The 16,262-nt window shown below is 38.2% G+C and carries 14 protein-coding genes and 6 tRNA genes; 12 read left to right on the forward strand and 8 right to left on the reverse strand.

The window, feature by feature from the left end; translation table 11 throughout:
- Positions 1-132 precede the first annotated feature (132 nt).
- The 3 genes from dapE to ACXM0J_RS11420 all read right to left on the reverse strand — a co-directional run bounded on the left by dapE (position 133) and on the right by ACXM0J_RS11420 (position 2,544).
- Complete coding sequence (gene dapE / locus ACXM0J_RS11410) at positions 133-1,269, reverse strand: succinyl-diaminopimelate desuccinylase (protein WP_086265173.1); 1,137 nt, start codon at positions 1,267-1,269, stop codon at positions 133-135.
- A gap of 126 nt (positions 1,270-1,395) precedes the next feature.
- The gene (locus ACXM0J_RS11415) at positions 1,396-1,539 is read right to left on the reverse strand and encodes an entericidin A/B family lipoprotein (RefSeq protein ID WP_014207555.1); all 144 of its coding nucleotides are present in this window, start codon (positions 1,537-1,539) and stop codon (positions 1,396-1,398) included.
- A 123-nt stretch (positions 1,540-1,662) separates the two neighbouring features.
- Positions 1,663-2,544, reverse strand: a complete 882-nt coding sequence (locus tag ACXM0J_RS11420; RefSeq protein ID WP_086265172.1) for a DUF1853 family protein — start codon at positions 2,542-2,544, stop codon at positions 1,663-1,665.
- A gap of 104 nt (positions 2,545-2,648) precedes the next feature.
- Between ACXM0J_RS11420 and ACXM0J_RS11425 the strand changes: the two genes are divergently transcribed.
- The 8 genes from ACXM0J_RS11425 (at position 2,649) to ACXM0J_RS11460 (ending at position 4,604) form a co-directional block, all read left to right on the forward strand.
- A complete protein-coding gene (locus tag ACXM0J_RS11425; RefSeq protein ID WP_086265171.1) occupies positions 2,649-3,017 on the forward strand; it encodes a YbaN family protein in 369 nt (122 codons plus the stop codon).
- Between the two features lie 156 nt (positions 3,018-3,173).
- A complete protein-coding gene (gene elsL / locus ACXM0J_RS11430; RefSeq protein WP_086265170.1) occupies positions 3,174-3,677 on the forward strand; it encodes a cell wall-recycling L,D-carboxypeptidase ElsL in 504 nt (167 codons plus the stop codon).
- Between the two features lie 206 nt (positions 3,678-3,883).
- Positions 3,884-3,959 (forward strand) — tRNA-Val (locus tag ACXM0J_RS11435).
- A 24-nt stretch (positions 3,960-3,983) separates the two neighbouring features.
- Positions 3,984-4,060 (forward strand) — tRNA-Asp (locus ACXM0J_RS11440).
- 47 nt (positions 4,061-4,107) lie between these two features.
- Positions 4,108-4,184 (forward strand) — tRNA-Asp (locus tag ACXM0J_RS11445).
- 89 nt (positions 4,185-4,273) lie between these two features.
- Positions 4,274-4,349 (forward strand) — tRNA-Val (locus ACXM0J_RS11450).
- 36 nt (positions 4,350-4,385) lie between these two features.
- Positions 4,386-4,462: transfer RNA gene (locus ACXM0J_RS11455), tRNA-Asp, on the forward strand.
- Positions 4,463-4,528: 66 nt separating this feature from the next.
- Positions 4,529-4,604, forward strand: a tRNA-Val gene (locus ACXM0J_RS11460).
- A gap of 375 nt (positions 4,605-4,979) precedes the next feature.
- On the opposite strand, the gene ACXM0J_RS11465 is transcribed toward ACXM0J_RS11460, so the two are convergent.
- From ACXM0J_RS11465 to yccS, 4 genes are all read right to left on the reverse strand, one after another.
- Positions 4,980-5,765 carry a YdcF family protein gene (locus ACXM0J_RS11465; RefSeq protein WP_086265169.1) on the reverse strand — a complete coding sequence of 262 codons (786 nt, stop codon included), beginning with the start codon at positions 5,763-5,765 and terminating at the stop codon, positions 4,980-4,982.
- Between the two features lie 115 nt (positions 5,766-5,880).
- A complete protein-coding gene (locus tag ACXM0J_RS11470) occupies positions 5,881-8,469 on the reverse strand; it encodes a PepSY domain-containing protein (RefSeq protein WP_086265168.1) in 2,589 nt (862 codons plus the stop codon).
- Between the two features lie 155 nt (positions 8,470-8,624).
- Complete coding sequence (locus ACXM0J_RS11475; RefSeq protein WP_086265167.1) at positions 8,625-9,200, reverse strand: SdpI family protein; 576 nt, start codon at positions 9,198-9,200, stop codon at positions 8,625-8,627.
- A 100-nt stretch (positions 9,201-9,300) separates the two neighbouring features.
- Positions 9,301-11,475, reverse strand: coding sequence for a YccS family putative transporter (gene yccS, locus ACXM0J_RS11480; RefSeq protein ID WP_086265166.1), 2,175 nt, complete (start codon positions 11,473-11,475; stop codon positions 9,301-9,303).
- A gap of 127 nt (positions 11,476-11,602) precedes the next feature.
- Between yccS and ACXM0J_RS11485 the strand changes: the two genes are divergently transcribed.
- Positions 11,603-12,817, forward strand: coding sequence for a multidrug effflux MFS transporter (locus ACXM0J_RS11485; protein ID WP_086265165.1), 1,215 nt, complete (start codon positions 11,603-11,605; stop codon positions 12,815-12,817).
- 25 nt (positions 12,818-12,842) lie between these two features.
- Here the strand turns inward: ACXM0J_RS11485 and ACXM0J_RS11490 are convergent, their stop codons facing one another.
- Positions 12,843-13,550 (reverse strand): nitroreductase, encoded by a 708-nt coding sequence (locus ACXM0J_RS11490; RefSeq protein WP_086265164.1) that lies wholly within the window; start codon positions 13,548-13,550, stop codon positions 12,843-12,845.
- A gap of 512 nt (positions 13,551-14,062) precedes the next feature.
- Between ACXM0J_RS11490 and ACXM0J_RS11495 the strand changes: the two genes are divergently transcribed.
- From ACXM0J_RS11495 to ACXM0J_RS11505, 3 genes are all read left to right on the forward strand, one after another.
- Complete coding sequence (locus ACXM0J_RS11495) at positions 14,063-14,266, forward strand: hypothetical protein (RefSeq protein WP_005064392.1); 204 nt, start codon at positions 14,063-14,065, stop codon at positions 14,264-14,266.
- Positions 14,267-14,449: 183 nt separating this feature from the next.
- Positions 14,450-14,590: a hypothetical protein gene (locus ACXM0J_RS11500; RefSeq protein ID WP_086265163.1), complete on the forward strand. Its 141-nt coding sequence runs from the start codon at positions 14,450-14,452 to the stop codon at positions 14,588-14,590.
- 99 nt (positions 14,591-14,689) lie between these two features.
- Positions 14,690-16,165: an alanine/glycine:cation symporter family protein gene (locus ACXM0J_RS11505; RefSeq protein ID WP_086265162.1), complete on the forward strand. Its 1,476-nt coding sequence runs from the start codon at positions 14,690-14,692 to the stop codon at positions 16,163-16,165.
- The last annotated feature ends 97 nt before the right edge of the window (positions 16,166-16,262 follow it).

A 16,262-nucleotide genomic window follows, 5' to 3' on the forward strand; every position in this document is an offset into this window, starting at 1 on the left:
ATTAATATTAAAAATAATTATCTAGGTGTTTGAATTTGATTCACATTGAAGCTTTTAAAGAATGTACTGATAACTTAAAGACAAAAAAGCGCCCCAAAAAGGGCGCTTTTTCAATTCATTAGATCTTAACTTTTACTTAGCTAACAAATTTTCTAAAATTTGCTCATAAATATCAGTTAGTGGATCAAGGTCTTGTACATCAACGTGTTCGTTAATTTGATGAATTGTTGCGTTCAGAACACCTAACTCTAATACCTGTGCGCCTGTTGGAGCAATAAAACGGCCATCAGAAGTACCACCACTTGTTGAAAGCTCAGTTTCAGTACCCGTTACGTTCAAAATAGCAGTTTGCGCTGCATTAACGAGTTCACCTACGGGTGTTAGGAATGGTAAACCAGAAAGATTCCAGACTATTTCATACTGTAAACCATGTTTATCTAAAGTCTCATGCACACGTTGTTTAAGTTGTTCTGCTGTCACTTCTGTTGAATAACGGAAGTTAAAAGTAACTTCTAGTGCGCCAGGAATAACATTTGTTGCGCCAGTGCCAGCATGAATATTTGAAATCTGAAATGATGTTGCTGGGAAATATTCATTTCCATTATCCCAAACAGTTTGGCATAGTTCTGCTAAAGCTGGCGATGCTTCATGAATCGGATTACGCGCTAAGTGTGGGTAAGCCACATGACCTTGCTTACCTTGAACTTTTAATACGGCATTGAGTGAACCACGACGACCATTTTTAACAATATCACCCAATTTATGAGTACTTGAAGGTTCGCCTACCAAACACCATGTCATCTTTTCGTTACGTTTCTCAAGAGTCTCAATCACTTTAACCGTACCGTTAATAGCAGGGCCTTCTTCATCAGAAGTAATTAAAAAAGCAATTGAACCTTTATGATCAGGATGTTTTGCGACAAAACGCTCAGATGCAACGACCATGGCTGCAAGTGCTGTTTTCATATCGGCCGAACCACGACCATATAATTTTCCATCACGAATTTCAGGTGCAAACGGATCTGAATTCCATGCTTCTAACTTACCTGTCGGAACTACGTCAGTATGACCGGCAAAACAAAATACAGGTTCTTCAGTTCCACGACGTGCCCAAAGATTGTCAACTTCACCAAAACGCATCGGTTCAATATGAAAACCAATTTTGGCTAAACGGTCTGCCATGATGGTTTGGCATGTATGATCAATAGGAGTAACAGAAGGTTGTTGTAACAGTTCTAAGCTAAGCGAGAGAGTATCTGAATGGTTCATACCGAAAATTGCGTGCTGATCAGGTGAAATATAGTTCGATATAATAGGCGAATCTCTATGGGATGGGTACGTAAAAATAAAAAAACCTTATCGGAACGATAAGGTTTTTGACGTAATAACTCTAACTTACATTTTATCTTGTGTTTTTTCAGCAGTATTTGTTACAGCATCACCTGCTTTAGAAACATCTTGCCCAAAACCTTTAAACGTATTACACCCTGTTAAAATCACAGCAACCATTACAGACGCAGCTAAAACTTTTTTCATCATTTTCTCCGTTTAAATTTAATAATGAAGTAAATTTAGATTAAAAAACAAACGGAAAAAGAAACATGACTGTTTAATAGTAAAAACGTTATAAAATGTTTCTAGAAGCTTAAAACTTATTGTTAATTAGCTTAATTTTTGCAGGTGGGGCTTGATGTTTAAGTAGGAAGGATGTCTAAACATATAAAACAAAACCTCTTCACTATTTTTACAATATAAACCGTCTGTCCACCAATGTGCTGAATTCGAACTAGGTTGTTTATTTGGACACAACCATTCGTGTCTTTCCAATCGATAAAAAGAAGAGTGTGGAATGCTAGTGCCCCAATATCCCAATCGACGCTTTAAATTTATCCAGTCTGGTAATGATTGTTGCAAATTTAATTGTAAAGGAAGATAGAGCTGTCCTTTTAAAACAGCAAAACGTTGTTGAATCTTAAAATTTAATGCTTCAGGGAACTGAAATTGTTTGTTAGTAAAATGATAAAGTTTTTTGCTTAAAGTATCCTGACGATTCAATCCAATCCATTGTTCTAAATCTAAATTTGCTTCACCTAGATAGTATTTTAATGCGACCTCCCAATGTTCAATTTGTTGAGTTTCTTTATTTAAAATTAAAAAATCTAACTCACCTAAAGTTCTTGCCCCATCAATTTTTTGAATACTATGACCCAATAATTGGTAAGGATGATAACTATCTTCTTGTAACCAAAACCAAAGTAAATTCTCAAAACGTAAACCTAAACGTGTGCTTTTAAGTTGAGACATAAACTGAAGTAAAGGTTGAGGTGCTTCATCGAGCTGTTTTAAACGTGGTAGATAGTTGTAAAAATGTTGTTCCCAAATCTGATCAGTATGTAATTGGAAACTATGTTGAATAGATAGAGTTTGGGGAAGGTGAGAAAGTAGATTTGGACTAGCAATCGTAAACGCTAATTGTCTGACCATTGGATGGTTAAATTGCAACCATGGCTCAAAATAGGATGTTTGAACTGAGGCAATATTCATACGTTTAATACTCGCAATAATTCATCCTAATTTCATGGTTGATCAACAAAACAATACCAGAAAAACACTTTATACTATGACCAACAATAGCTTAAGGTTTCTATATGCAAACATTGTTTTGGCGAACGCTGGTCGTGATTTTTATCACGCTTGGTATTATCGGAGCAATTTTACCAGGCATGCCTACAACAGTGTTTCTTATTCTGGCTGCTTGGGCCGCATCAAAGGGATGGCCTCAGATGGATGCATGGTTGTTAAATCATCCGAAATATGGGCCAACCCTACGTGACTGGCGAGCAAATGGTACAGTACCACGTAAGGCAAAGTGGATTGCAAGCATTATGATGGCTGCAAGTGGTATTTTAATGCTATTTACCTCAGCGCCGTTTTGGGTAAAAGTTTTCACTGATACTACCATGTTCATCGTTGCAGTTTGGTTATGGTTACGTCCTGAGCCCAAAATAAAAGATTGATAATCTTTTATTTTGGGCGCAAGACAAGCAGTGAAACTGCGCGTAGAGTAAAGAAGATTGATAATCTCTTATTTTTGGTCCAATACAAGTTTTCCCATAAATTTTCATTAAAACTCAAAAGAGAGTTGAGTTCATATAATTAAGAGAAGAAATTCCATGTCCCAATTTAAACTTGAAGATGCCGATATTCTCATTGATTTAGAAAATCAAACTTTAAGCCTACCTAAACAAAATAAGTTTTATGTGGTCTCTACAGGTAAGAATGGAATTGGTGAACAAGAAAATACTGGAAAAACTCCGCGTGGCTGGCATAGGGTTGCAAAAAAAATTGGCGCACAATCTCCTCAAAATGCAGTTTTTATTGCACGTAAGCCAACAGGAGAGGTCTATAGTAATGAACTTGCAGCACAATTCCCTGAGCGAGATTGGATATTGTCACGCATTCTTTGGTTAGATGGCTTAGAAGAAGGCTTCAATAAAGGCGATGGCCACGATACCATGCAACGTTATATCTATATTCATGGGACACCTGATAAAGAACCGATGGGAGTTCCAATGTCTCATGGGTGTATTCGAATGCGTAATGAAGAAATCATTGAACTGTTTGATTTAGTCTCTGAAGATGCATTGGTTTATTTGTCTGAACAATCTTTAACCTAAAATAAGATTTTAAAAATTCTTATTTAATTAGCTGAATGATCAAAATATTAAAATAAGTGCTTAAATAAAATACAAAAAATTGTTTTTTACTTAATAATGACTTATTTTTAATCATTCATTCGCATTTTTTTGAAAAGTTGTCGAAAAGCGTTTGACACCTGTTAAAGATTCTCTATAATGCACCTCACAAACGATGAAGACGTTAAGGGCGCTTAGCTCAGTTGGTAGAGCGTCTGCCTTACAAGCAGAATGTCGGCGGTTCGATCCCGTCAGCGCCCACCAAGCCTTTACGTTAAGCTCTCAAGTGCAGCGGTAGTTCAGTTGGTTAGAATACCGGCCTGTCACGCCGGGGGTCGCGGGTTCGAGCCCCGTCCGCTGCGCCACTTAAGACTTAACATCGTTTACCCCACAATTGCGATATTGTGAAAGTGCAGCGGTAGTTCAGTTGGTTAGAATACCGGCCTGTCACGCCGGGGGTCGCGGGTTCGAGCCCCGTCCGCTGCGCCACTTTTCAGTTCGGGTTGTGTTTGGAAGAAGATTTAAAATATAAAAGTTTTAAATCGAAAAATTAATAATTTATTAGTTTTTTCTTCTTGGGGCGCTTAGCTCAGTTGGTAGAGCGTCTGCCTTACAAGCAGAATGTCGGCGGTTCGATCCCGTCAGCGCCCACCATATATGTGACCATACTTTATTTTAAAGTATTGTAGTGCAGCGGTAGTTCAGTTGGTTAGAATACCGGCCTGTCACGCCGGGGGTCGCGGGTTCGAGCCCCGTCCGCTGCGCCATTCTCTTGATTCCCTTGTCTAGAGAATGTAGAGTATAAAGATACATTCGTTATCTTTTCTCATTAAGGGCGCTTAGCTCAGTTGGTAGAGCGTCTGCCTTACAAGCAGAATGTCGGCGGTTCGATCCCGTCAGCGCCCACCATAATTTCTATCAGAAATTTAAAATCCCCTAAATTCATATTAATCTATAAATATCCTATACTTACATGTAAATTTATTTACTATGTGGTTCAGTGTAGATACAACTTTTCTATTCTAAAATTAAAATCCTGAGATCTTTAATTTATTCTTTTTAGTGATCGCTATTTTTTAGTATTTAACATTAGTGTTTCTTCATGCTTTTGATAGGATTCCTCATTCTCATTAAATTGCGTTACTTGTGCTAAAAGATAAGAATCTAGCCTGTAATTTACTAGTTTTAGCTAATATCAGCTTTGTATCTGTACCGATCACCAATATTTTTACAAATAAAAAAAACTGCTATTTTTTTAAATAGCAGTTTTTTATTAAATTATTTTTAATATTCGTTTAAAAGCCATCCACTTGCATATGCGAAATATTCACGTAACCATGCATTGTAGCGAGTAGCTAATGGTGTCTCGGCCGCTACCCCATAAACTTGGGTATAGCCCTGTTTTTTTGCAATTGCTACTGCTCGAGGAATATGAAAATCACTTGTCACAATAGCGATTGGCTGGTCTAAGGTAAAGTGATGCTGTTCTAATAAGGGTTTACTATTTTTTAAGTTAAGCTCTGTGCTGGTGCTTTTATCTTCAAGGATCATTTGATCTCTTGCGATATGATACTTTTGTTCAAGATAACGAGACATAACCAATGCTTCGCTTTCTTTTTCTGAAAAATCAAGACCACCTGTTAAAACAATCTGTGCCTGCTGCTGTTTTAGGGCTAAAGGGGCAGCTGTATCTAAACGTTTTGCAAGAATTGTGGAGGGCTGACCATTCTCAACACCGCTTCCTAAGACAATAATTGCTTTTACTGGAGGAATATTGTTTGAAGTGTCTTTATTTTCTTTAATAAAACTAAAAAAATAGCCTAAGCCAATTAACCATATCCAGAAGCATAACCATCCAAAACGCCAAAGTGTGTGCAATCGATAGTGATAGAAGAAAAAGCGTTCTAAATGATAATAAAATAAGGAATATAGGCAGAAGAAAGCACCTAAAATTAAAGGAATAACGGTGCCTACATTAATTTTATTGAGACAAATTAGAACTAATCCATCTAGAAATAAAATCGAACCAATGATTGCTAGGAAAATACGGATCCACTTACTGACTTGCATTGTGCTTAGAGTTGCAATTTAAATTGCAGACAGTGTATGCAAAATCATTCTGAATGCAATAAAAAACCGAGTAAAGCATTTAAGCTATTACTCGTTTTTTTGTTTTTATTGATCTTTAATAAACATCACGGCGGTAACGGCCTTGTTGTCTTAAATCATCTACCTGTTCTTCACCTAGAATTTCGATAAGTGCTTGATTAACTCCGCTTGCCATACCATCAATACTACCGCATACATACAGAACAGCACCGCGTTCTATCCAGCTTACTAATTCTGCTGCATTTTGACGGATTACATCCTGAACATACATGCGTTGTTCTTGATCTCTCGAAAATGCTAAATCGAGGCGCTTTAACATTCCTGTGGTTTTCCATGCTTCAATAGTTGATTCATAGAAGAAATCACATGCTCTTTGACGTTCACCAAAGATTAACCAGTTTTCAGTGTAATCATGACGCGTACGAGTGTGTAATAGGCTCATTAAGCCAGCAATGCCAGTTCCGTTACCAATACAAATAATAGGGCGATTATCATCAATAAGATGGAATGATTCATTGGTACGAATACGCAAAGCAATTTCATTATTAACTTGTGTATGTTGAGTCAGCCAACCCGAACCTAAACCTAAATTGCCAGACGCATCATATTGTTGGCGTACAACCAAACGAAGGACTTGCTGAGACGGAATGCTCGCAATCGAATACTCTCGCGTTGGTAGAGTAGGCAGCTGCTCTAATAAATGATCCAGATTGGCAAATGGTTCAATTTCACCAGTTAAATCTTTATTCCAAAGCGCTTTTTCGATTGAAATCTGTAATGAATCAACTTTTGAATTTTTAAGAATATGATGCTTTTGCAAAAAAGCATGGATACGTTCAGCACTATTGCCTGGCTGTATTTCCGCAATATCACCCGCTTGCCATATCGCTTCATGATTTGCTTTAAGTTCAATATTATAAGCAGACTGACCTAAGCTATTTGGATTGAGTAAGTCACGTTGCTGTAATGTCCAACTATCAAATACTTTTTCCAGATTTACAGCATGCAAATCTAATTTAGTTGCCTTCGCGAGAGATTGATTCCAATTTTGAATATCCGAGGGGTTTGCATTATCAACTTCAATTGTATTGAAGAGAGCATGGGCCCCATTTGCTTTAAGCCAAGCATCTACTGCATGGCCAAAACTACAATAAGTGTCTGGATATTCTTTAGAGCCTAGAGCTAGAACAGCATAGTTGATGTGCTTAAGGTCCACATTCAATTTTAAAAGTTTCTTAGCAAAGCTTGTAGCGAGATCAGGAGCATCACCAGTACCATAAGTACTAATTACAAATAAAACCTGTTGATGTTGTTCTAAATCAGTTTGTGTTAGCTGCTGTACAGATTTTACCTGAACAGGTTGATGAGCCTCTTGTAAACTTGTTGCCGTGCTCCAAGCGAGTTGTTCAGCTACGCCTGTTTGAGTTGCATAAGTAATAAGCCAAGGCTTTGCATTTGGATCAATGTATTGTCCTGCTAAAGACTGACGAGCTGCCTGTGTTAATTTTTTCTGTTTACGGCGTTTAAGGTAAAGCATCCACCCAGTAACCAAGAACAAAGGCATTGCTAGAGAAGCAAGCATTGCAACGAATTGATAAATTGGTCCAAAGAAGCTACCACGGTGTACTGGTAACATGCTGCTCATAATCTTTTGATTAAGCTTTTTGTCTTCGTAAAGCTCCATCTTTTCGATGTTGCCAGTTTGATAATTATAGATGGCTTGATTGCGTGCACGTTCGTGTTGTGGGATGGTATCGACAAAGGTTAACTCAATTTTCCCATCATCTTTTTTCGGTAAGCTTAATGTTAGTGTCGAATAATCACGTCCGATTTGGCTATTGAAGCCGCTCCATGTTTGATTAAGTGCTGTAATGAGCTGTGTATTATCTAATTGAGGCTCTGATTTTTTATCATTATTACGGCCAGATTGTTTGCCTTGCTGCATTCCTCGATTTTGATTTTGAGGAGTAGCACCATGATCTTGTCGTTTAGGCTGTTCAACTCCCATCACTTTGAACATGCCACTACGCCACCAATCATAAGACCAATATAGGCCTGTACATGCGAAAAGAAGGTAAAAAACAATGACCCATGTACCAACAACAGCATGTAGATCCCAAATAAAATTTCGGCCTTTGAGTTTTGGTTTTACGGCAAGCCATTGACGAGCAGAATGCTTCTTAGGCCAGCGTAAATATAAACCGCTAAGTACAAAGTAAATTAACATGAGTGCGCAGGCACCCGTAATTTGTTTACCAACTTCACCGGCTGTTAAATTACGATGAATTTGTTGTATGAGTAACAATAACTTTCGGCCTTTAACATCTGGAAGAACCTCAGCGTTATAGGGGTTAACCATCATATTGTAGCCACGACGTTCACCTTCTTTTTCAATGTTTACCACAGAAGAAGAGGTGGGGTCCTTAGCAATCGTAATGCTATTAATTTTGATTTCAGGCTGAGTTGTATTGAAATGCTGATAAAGCTGAGCAGGAGTTAGTTTAGGAGTATTTTCAGCTTGAACAACATAACTATCAGAATTCACCCATTTTAAAATTTGTTGATCATAAGAATAAATTGCACCTGTGACACCCATAATGGATAAGATGAGGCCAGCAGTAATTCCCAGAAACCAATGAATTTGAAATAAAATCTTTTTAAACATGGTCGAAAATGTAAATATGATGGAGATCTTGTAACGAAGTATAGCCGAAGATTGGGGAGATAATATGGATTTTGGAGATAATATTAATTTTCATTATCATTTATTTTTAGCTTAATAAAAAACCTCCGTGAGGAGGCTTTTTATAAAATCTAGAATTACAAGGTTTTTGGTTCGCCTACAGATTCTTTTAAGTGTGTGCGAATTGTGTTGAACGAGAAGTTTTTCGAATCCATGCGCTTAGGTAGAATATAAGCACCTTGTTGTTCTTGGCCTTTTGGATCTTTTACTTTGAAATTGACCAAAATAAAATCAGGTGTATTGTACCATTCGTAGATATTTTTCCACCCAATAGTACCTACGCCTTCTTGTAAGCCCATTTGTTGACGCATCACAATACCATGAGGTTGCACACCTAAACGAATACCTTTGATTTCCTGTACCGGAAATTCATTCATCTTGCGTTTAACGTACCATTCTAATCCGTATTTACGTCCTACGTAGTAAAGGACTACGCAGACAATAGCAACCCAGCAAAAAATAGTAGAGTAGTTCTTGATAAAAACAAGACCTAAAATAGCTAGGGCTAAAACCACACCCATAATTACCCAGATTTTTGTGCTGATTTTATTGGTACTGCGCCAGATAAGAAGCTGTGCATGACGTTGTTCAGCTTCTGACACGTCATAGGGAACAGGTTGAAGCGTATAAGCGTATAAAGTTTTCGCGGTCATAGTGCAAATAACAAATTGTAAACTGTTTTAAGTTTAGCATTAATTGGCATAAGTCAGGAAAGGATATTATGCCAATTTCATACTAATTTCCGACTCAGATTTATAACGATGCAAGCTCACTGGCATCGTTATCAAGATCATGACTTAGGCGTTGTTTTAGCATACTGAAACGGTTTAATACACTAAGCATGAGTGATAGCTGTTGTAAGATAATGAGTGATTTTTGGTCCTCTTCATTATTTTGACTCAAACGTTGACGTATCGTTTGGAGCATATTTTGTGCTGTAAGACCAGGCATCTCATCTCTCAATAACGCACCTTGAATGTCGTCCAGCGCTTGGTCTAAAAGTTTAAGAACAGCTTGGTCTTGAATGCTTTCTCGATGTGCCCCTAGTGCTGCGATATAACTTAAAAAAGTATGGTTTAAACATAGAAATTCAAAAATATCTGATTTACGGGTAGGGTCAAAGTCTGGCTCTGTCGCTAAAGTTGAAATAAGTGAAGCAACCTCGGCATCTGTATTATGAGCAGCCCGTCTTACAATACGGTAATTCAGCGCATGATTGCGACCTTCATGATATTGTTTAACAACTTCAGCTAAATAATTGCATTGAGCTTGTAATGAACGTCTGATGTTGCGAGGTAAGCGTCGGAATTTCCAGTCGGGCCAAATAAATGTCACTCCAAACCAAGCTAGGGCACATCCAATTAAAGTATCTACAAATCGCGGAATAGCAGCGGCCATTGCCGAACCATCTAGATTAAAGTTAATTAATGCCAAAATTGTAATAAACGCGGTTGCTTGAGCATATTGCTTACTGCGTAGCTCAAAAAACAATACCCCGCTTAGGATTAACATTAATAGTTGTCCTTCGACGGAAGGTACGAGAAATACAATGGTAAGACCAACAATAATTCCGACTAATGTTCCGACAATTCGTAAGCGTAAGCGACGTTTGGTTGCGTTGAAGTTAGGCTGGCTTACAAATAGCGCTGTAAGCATAATCCAATACCCGTACTCAATATTGGTCATTTGAATCAACACATATCCAATAAAAAGAACAATCGAGACGCGAATTGCATGGCGGAAGAGTACAGATTCGGGAGTTAGATTTTGCTTTATTCGGATGACAATATCATTCCATCCTTGTAAATCATCATCTTTAAGCTGGTTCTCTGCTTGTTTAACTTTATCAGACTGAATGTGTTGTTCCGTTTCTAAGTTAAGTAACTGAGAGTCGATAGATTTTAAATTTTGGTATAAAGCGAAAAGAGCATTTACCCATAAAAGATCATAATGCTGATCACGTCTTAGCTTCTCTAAAGATAGTCTTAAGTTCTCAAAACTCTGCTTGAAACGTTTGTTATGTTTATAGGGTTTACGTTGTAAAATACATTCATTTAACTCTTGGCAAGCTTTACCTTGAACTGCCAAAATTCGTTGAAATCTAAATAAAATATCGCTGTGCTGAAAGATTTTGGCTAACTTTTGATAGTCGATATGGGCTGAGTCAGCACGCTCATGAATGTCTTGAGCGACAAAATAATAATGTAAGCTTCGACGTGTATCTTTTTGTCCACGGTCACCTTTTAAACGAGTCAATAAAGCTGTTTTTAAGTCATTAAAAATCGTAATTAATTTACCATTTTCTAATGACAACTCAATCATGCTTTGCTGATAGCTGGCAGGAGTCATATCTACATCAAATAAGTTTGATTTCGCAAATAGAAAATCACCTAGAGAGGCATAAGACGCTGCGAGTTTGTCTTGAAGTTGGCGAACGGGGAATAACAAAAAGCTAATCGTTGCAATGAGGCCATACCAAGCAGCGCCTGCAACTAAAAGAGCAGGTTGAATATACCAGTGATCGAAAAGGTGAACACCCAACATGGTATAGACCGAAACAACCAAACAGCCATAAGAAATGGTGGCGTAACGACGTCCTAATGAACCTAGTAAAATCCAGCCAATACATGAAGCAATCAACCCTAAGGCAAAAGCCATTGGGTAGGGAAAAAGTAGTTGTACAGAAGCTGCAGTAACGAAGAACCCGATATAAGTATAAATTAGGTTCATGATACGAACGGAAAAGCGATCATCAATATCACTCAAACCTGCTGCGACTACACCTAAAGTGAGTGGAATAGTTGCTAATTGATAGCCTAAAAAATAAGGCACGAAAGCAGTTCCTGAAAAGGCTATCAGCATTCGCACGTTATACATAAATGTTGTGTTATAAGTCGCTCTTTTTAGGCGTTTAAACCAAGATTTCAAATGAAGTCCTTGCTGATCAACCTGAGTGATAAAGGATTTGTGTATTTCTACACCAATGTTGCACAAATCATACGATAGACAGTGTAAGCTTGTCTGTATGCAAATGAGTGAAAAATGAAATATCGTTATGTCTGAACAAACAGCCCAGCGTCAATACTCTATTGGCTGGATTATGTTGCTCGCTTTACTTACGGCTTTAGGGCCGTTATCCATTGATATGTACTTACCAGCATTGCCACAAATGGCCCATGATTTTGGGGTAAGTACGCAAATGGTGGCAAATACACTACCAGCTTATTTTTTTGGTTTAGCCATTGGGCAGTTGGTTTATGGTCCTTTAAGCGATCGTATCGGTAGAAAGAAACCACTTTACTTTGGCCTCGCGCTTTATGCAGTCGCAAGCTTATTTTGTGTAATGGCTACTAATGAATGGAGCTTGATTGCGGCCCGTATTTTACAAGCTTTAGGTGGTTGTGTTGGCGTAGTCATGGCGCGTGCGGCAATACGCGATAGATTGGACGTACAAGGCTCTGCACAAGCTTTTTCTAGCATGATGATCGTAATGGGCTTAGCACCAATTTTGGCTCCTATGATCGGAGCATGGATTTTAATTTGGTTCCCTTGGCAGGCTATTTTTATTGCACTTTCAATTGTGGGTGCGCTGTGTTGGCTGTGTGTACATTTCTTTTTTAAGGAAACTTTGGCAAATGATAAAAGGCTTAAGCTATCGCTCTATCAAGTGGTGACTTTATATGGAGCTATTTTCAAAGATGCGAGTTTCCGATTACCTATGTTTGCAGGGTGTTTAACAGGGGCTGCATTATTTTGCTATATCAGCTCAGCGCCTGCGGTTTTTATGGATCAGTACGGGCTTAATCAGCAAGAATTTGCCTACGTATTTGGACTAAATGCTTTTGGTATTATGTTGATGTCTTCTTTAAACAAGCATTTAACAACACGTGTTGAAATTACCAAACGCTTAAAATCAGGTTCACTTGTGCAAGTGACTGGAGCCATCATTGTATTTATTGCTGGTTTAATTCCTGCGGCGCCTTTATGGCTGGTTATGGTAGGGTTGTTTTTAGCTATTTCAGGCATTGGTTTAACAGGCCCAAATGCGATGGCATTAGCAATGTCCAAACAAGGTGCTCGTGCTGGAACAGCAAGTGCAATTATGGGAAGTATGCAATTCGCTTGTGGCCTTTTAGGTGGCGTGCTTCTTAACTTCCTGATTTGGTCTGCATCGCTCAATATGGGGGTGATGATGGTGTTATTTACACTAAGTGGTTTTATTGTCGTCTTGAAAGCGACACAACAGGTCAAAACCAAGCCATTCTCATAGCTTTTAGAGAATGGCCACTTATAGCTTATTCGTCTAGAAAAACTGCGAAATTTTCAACAGGTTCTCTAGGTGTGATAAAGGTATTTACAATATGATCAGGGTCTGCATGACCTAACGCAATTGCACATACTAGTTCTTCGTCATCTGATGCACCCACTATATCTAAAACAATAGGGTGAAAATGATTCCAAGCTGCTTGTGGGCATGTATCTAAGCCACGTGCCTTGGCAGCGACCATCACGTTCTGGATCATCATGGCGATATCCATTTTAGAGCCGATTCCCATAGTTTTATTTACGGTAAAGAAAAGGCCGACTGGTGCATCGAATAATTTAAAATTACGTAGCTGCTGTTCAGCCATTTTTTCTTTTTCGCCCTTTTTGATTTCGAGTAAACCGTAGAGTCCCCAACCATTTTCGCGGCGACGGTCAATAAAAGGGCTTATCCATTTTTCAGGATAATAGGCAAAAGTTTCTTTATATTGTTCTGCTAGTTTAGGATTTTTTGAAACTTCAATTTGTGCAGCACAGACACGTTCAACCATTTCATCACGCTTTTTACCTGTAACCACATAGACTCTCCATGGTTGGGTGTTCGTTCCAGAAGGTGCTCGACTTGCGACTCGTAATATATCTTTAATGACTTCTGGCTCAATTGGGGTATTTAAAAAAGCGCGGACAGAATGTCGAGAAGTGATAGCTTCATCAACGAGACGAACTTGTTCCAGATTCATGCGTACTCCTATATCTTTTCTTAAATACTTAATACCTTTTTTGAAGTTTAATTTCATGTTTTGAAAGTACTTCATTTATAAGCAAAAAAATATTAGAAAAGGGATATCCTTAAAGATATGATGATGTGTTTAGTTTGGACATGATGTCTAATTAACTCTAATGTGAATATGCCACTTTAGATCTAAATAGACAAAAAAATATGATGTTTTTGACTATAAAAATAAATCTATAGCATCAGTTGGATTAAAAATTACTCAATTGAAAAAAAGGTATAATATGTTTAAAAACAGTACAAAACAGATGATTTTGGATAAAAAACAATCTGAAATAACATAAAATTTTAATGAAAAACATACACAAAATTTTAAATTTCTGCATAATACCGACTTTTTTACGCAGGTATGATTTCTCCATACTCATGTTAGGAAAGAAATGGCTGCATACAAAATCCCTTTACAAAAAGGATTTGGATGTAGAAATGGAGAAATACACGAGGAATAAGGAGCTTTACATGAGTTTACCGCTCATCAACAAGCAGTTCATGAAACAAGGATTGGCGATTACCATTGCAACCATGAAAATGAACGTAACTCACGCAACTACTGAGCCACAAGAAATACAACAGCTTGGTACAGATCTAAATGCACTCTTCTCCAATCAGAGGGAAAAGGGCGCAGATAGCCGCGTTATGGCGATGGCTCGTTACAGTCTTTGAAATTCATATCCATTTTAGACATTCGCTCTCAAGTATATGTAAATATGCTTATTGGCTTAAATCCAGATTTTTATAACTCGATTAATTGATGGGAATCATTAAGCGAGCTGATTTAGCGGTGGTCATTTGTTAGTTTCCAAGTTTGTAGCCGAGTCGATGCATTCTGTTCACCCAAATGGGAATATGTTCAGTGGTGCGATGAATTCATTTTATCTGAAGGGTGCTTTCTCTCATGCGACCTTCAAAGGCTTAGTGCTGGGCATTATGTTGCTTAAACTTGTGACGTTAATTGCTATTCAAGTGACATTAAAAGTTTTTTCTTAAATGTACTGAAGAAGTCCCTATTTTGAGGGGCTTTTTTGTTTATTGCAGTATTTTGGCTTGTGCTATTAGCACATTAGCAAGAACGTAAGCGGACCGAGTATGAATGAACAACTCAATGCCACACTGATGTCGTGGGTACAATTTTTTAATGATCCTTTATGGGATTTTCTGGTTATTTTCTTGCTGGCTGTCGGTATTTTTTATACGGTCTTAACAGGGGCAGTGCAGATTCGCATGTTCTTGCAAAGTATCCGTGTCATGAAAAGCAGCCGTACAGAAGGCGAAGATGAGCATGGACTTACACCTTTCCAAGCGTTTGTAACGGGTCTTGCGAGCCGTGTTGGGGTCGGTAACATTGCAGGTGTGGCAATTGCGATCGCAATTGGTGGTCCTGGTGCTGTGTTCTGGATGTGGGTAACTGCTCTCCTTGGTATGAGCTCTGCTTTTATTGAGTCTACACTTGCTCAGCTCTTTAAAGTTAGAGATAACAAGACTAAACAGTTCCGCGGTGGGCCAGCTTACTATATTACCCAAGGTTTACGCAGTAAAACCTTTGGTGTGGTTTTCGCACTAGCACTCATCTTTACCTACGGTTTCGTATTCAACTCAGTCCAAATCAATGCGATTGCTAATGCTTCTTCACATGCTTGGGGTTGGGACAAAGCCAATCTTATTGCTCATTTAGGTGGGGTTGATCTAGAAATTTCATGGGTTGGTCTTGCGCTTGTCGTTATGGTTGCATTGGCAATTTTTGGTGGTATTAAGCGTATCGCTAAATTTGCGGAGATGTTTGTACCTTTAAAAGCGGGTCTCTATCTAGCCGTTGCTCTCTATATTGCAATTAGTAACTATGCAATTTTGCCGGATATTTTAAAGCTGATTGTGACTGAAGCTTTCCAATTCAATGCTGCGGCAGGTGGTTTCTTTGGTGCTGCTGTATCTATGGCAATGATGCAAGGTATTAAGCGTGGTTTGTTCTCAAACGAAGCAGGTATGGGTTCTGCGCCAAACGCAGCTGCTGCATCTGATGTAAAACATCCTGTAAACCAAGGTTTAGTACAAATGCTTGGTGTATTCGTAGATACGTTCATTGTATGTACAAGTACCGCAATCATTATCTTAGTTTCTGGCGTTTACCAAGACGCAGGTTTTGTTGGTGTTGAATTAACACAACGTGCCTTAGAAACTCAAGTTGGACATTGGGGGGCTGATTTCCTTGCAGTTTTATTATTCTTATTCTGTTATTCAGCTGTACTAGGTAACTATGCCTATGCAGAAGGTAATGTACAGTTTATTAATAACAACCCGAAAGTTATGTTCATCTTCCGTATTTTTGTATTGGTCATGGTGTACTTCGGTGCAATCGGTAGTGTTCCACTCGTTTGGTCTATGGCTGACTTATTTATGGGTATCATGGCAACCATTAACTTGATTGCGATCTTACTGTTAACGCCAATGGCACGTACTTTGTTAAAAGATTACCGTGAGCAATTGAAACGAGGCATCAAAGAGCCTGAGTTTAAAATTGACAAGTATCCGGAATTGAAGAAAAAAGTTGATTCAGATATCTGGTAAGTTTCAAAAGGCCTCTTATACATAAGGGGCCTTTTTCATATAGGCGATAAATAAAATACTTGAGTCTAAATTTTAAACATGACAAATTAAATAAATT

The organism is Acinetobacter sp. GRABPA_MV_2 (assembly GCF_056725885.1).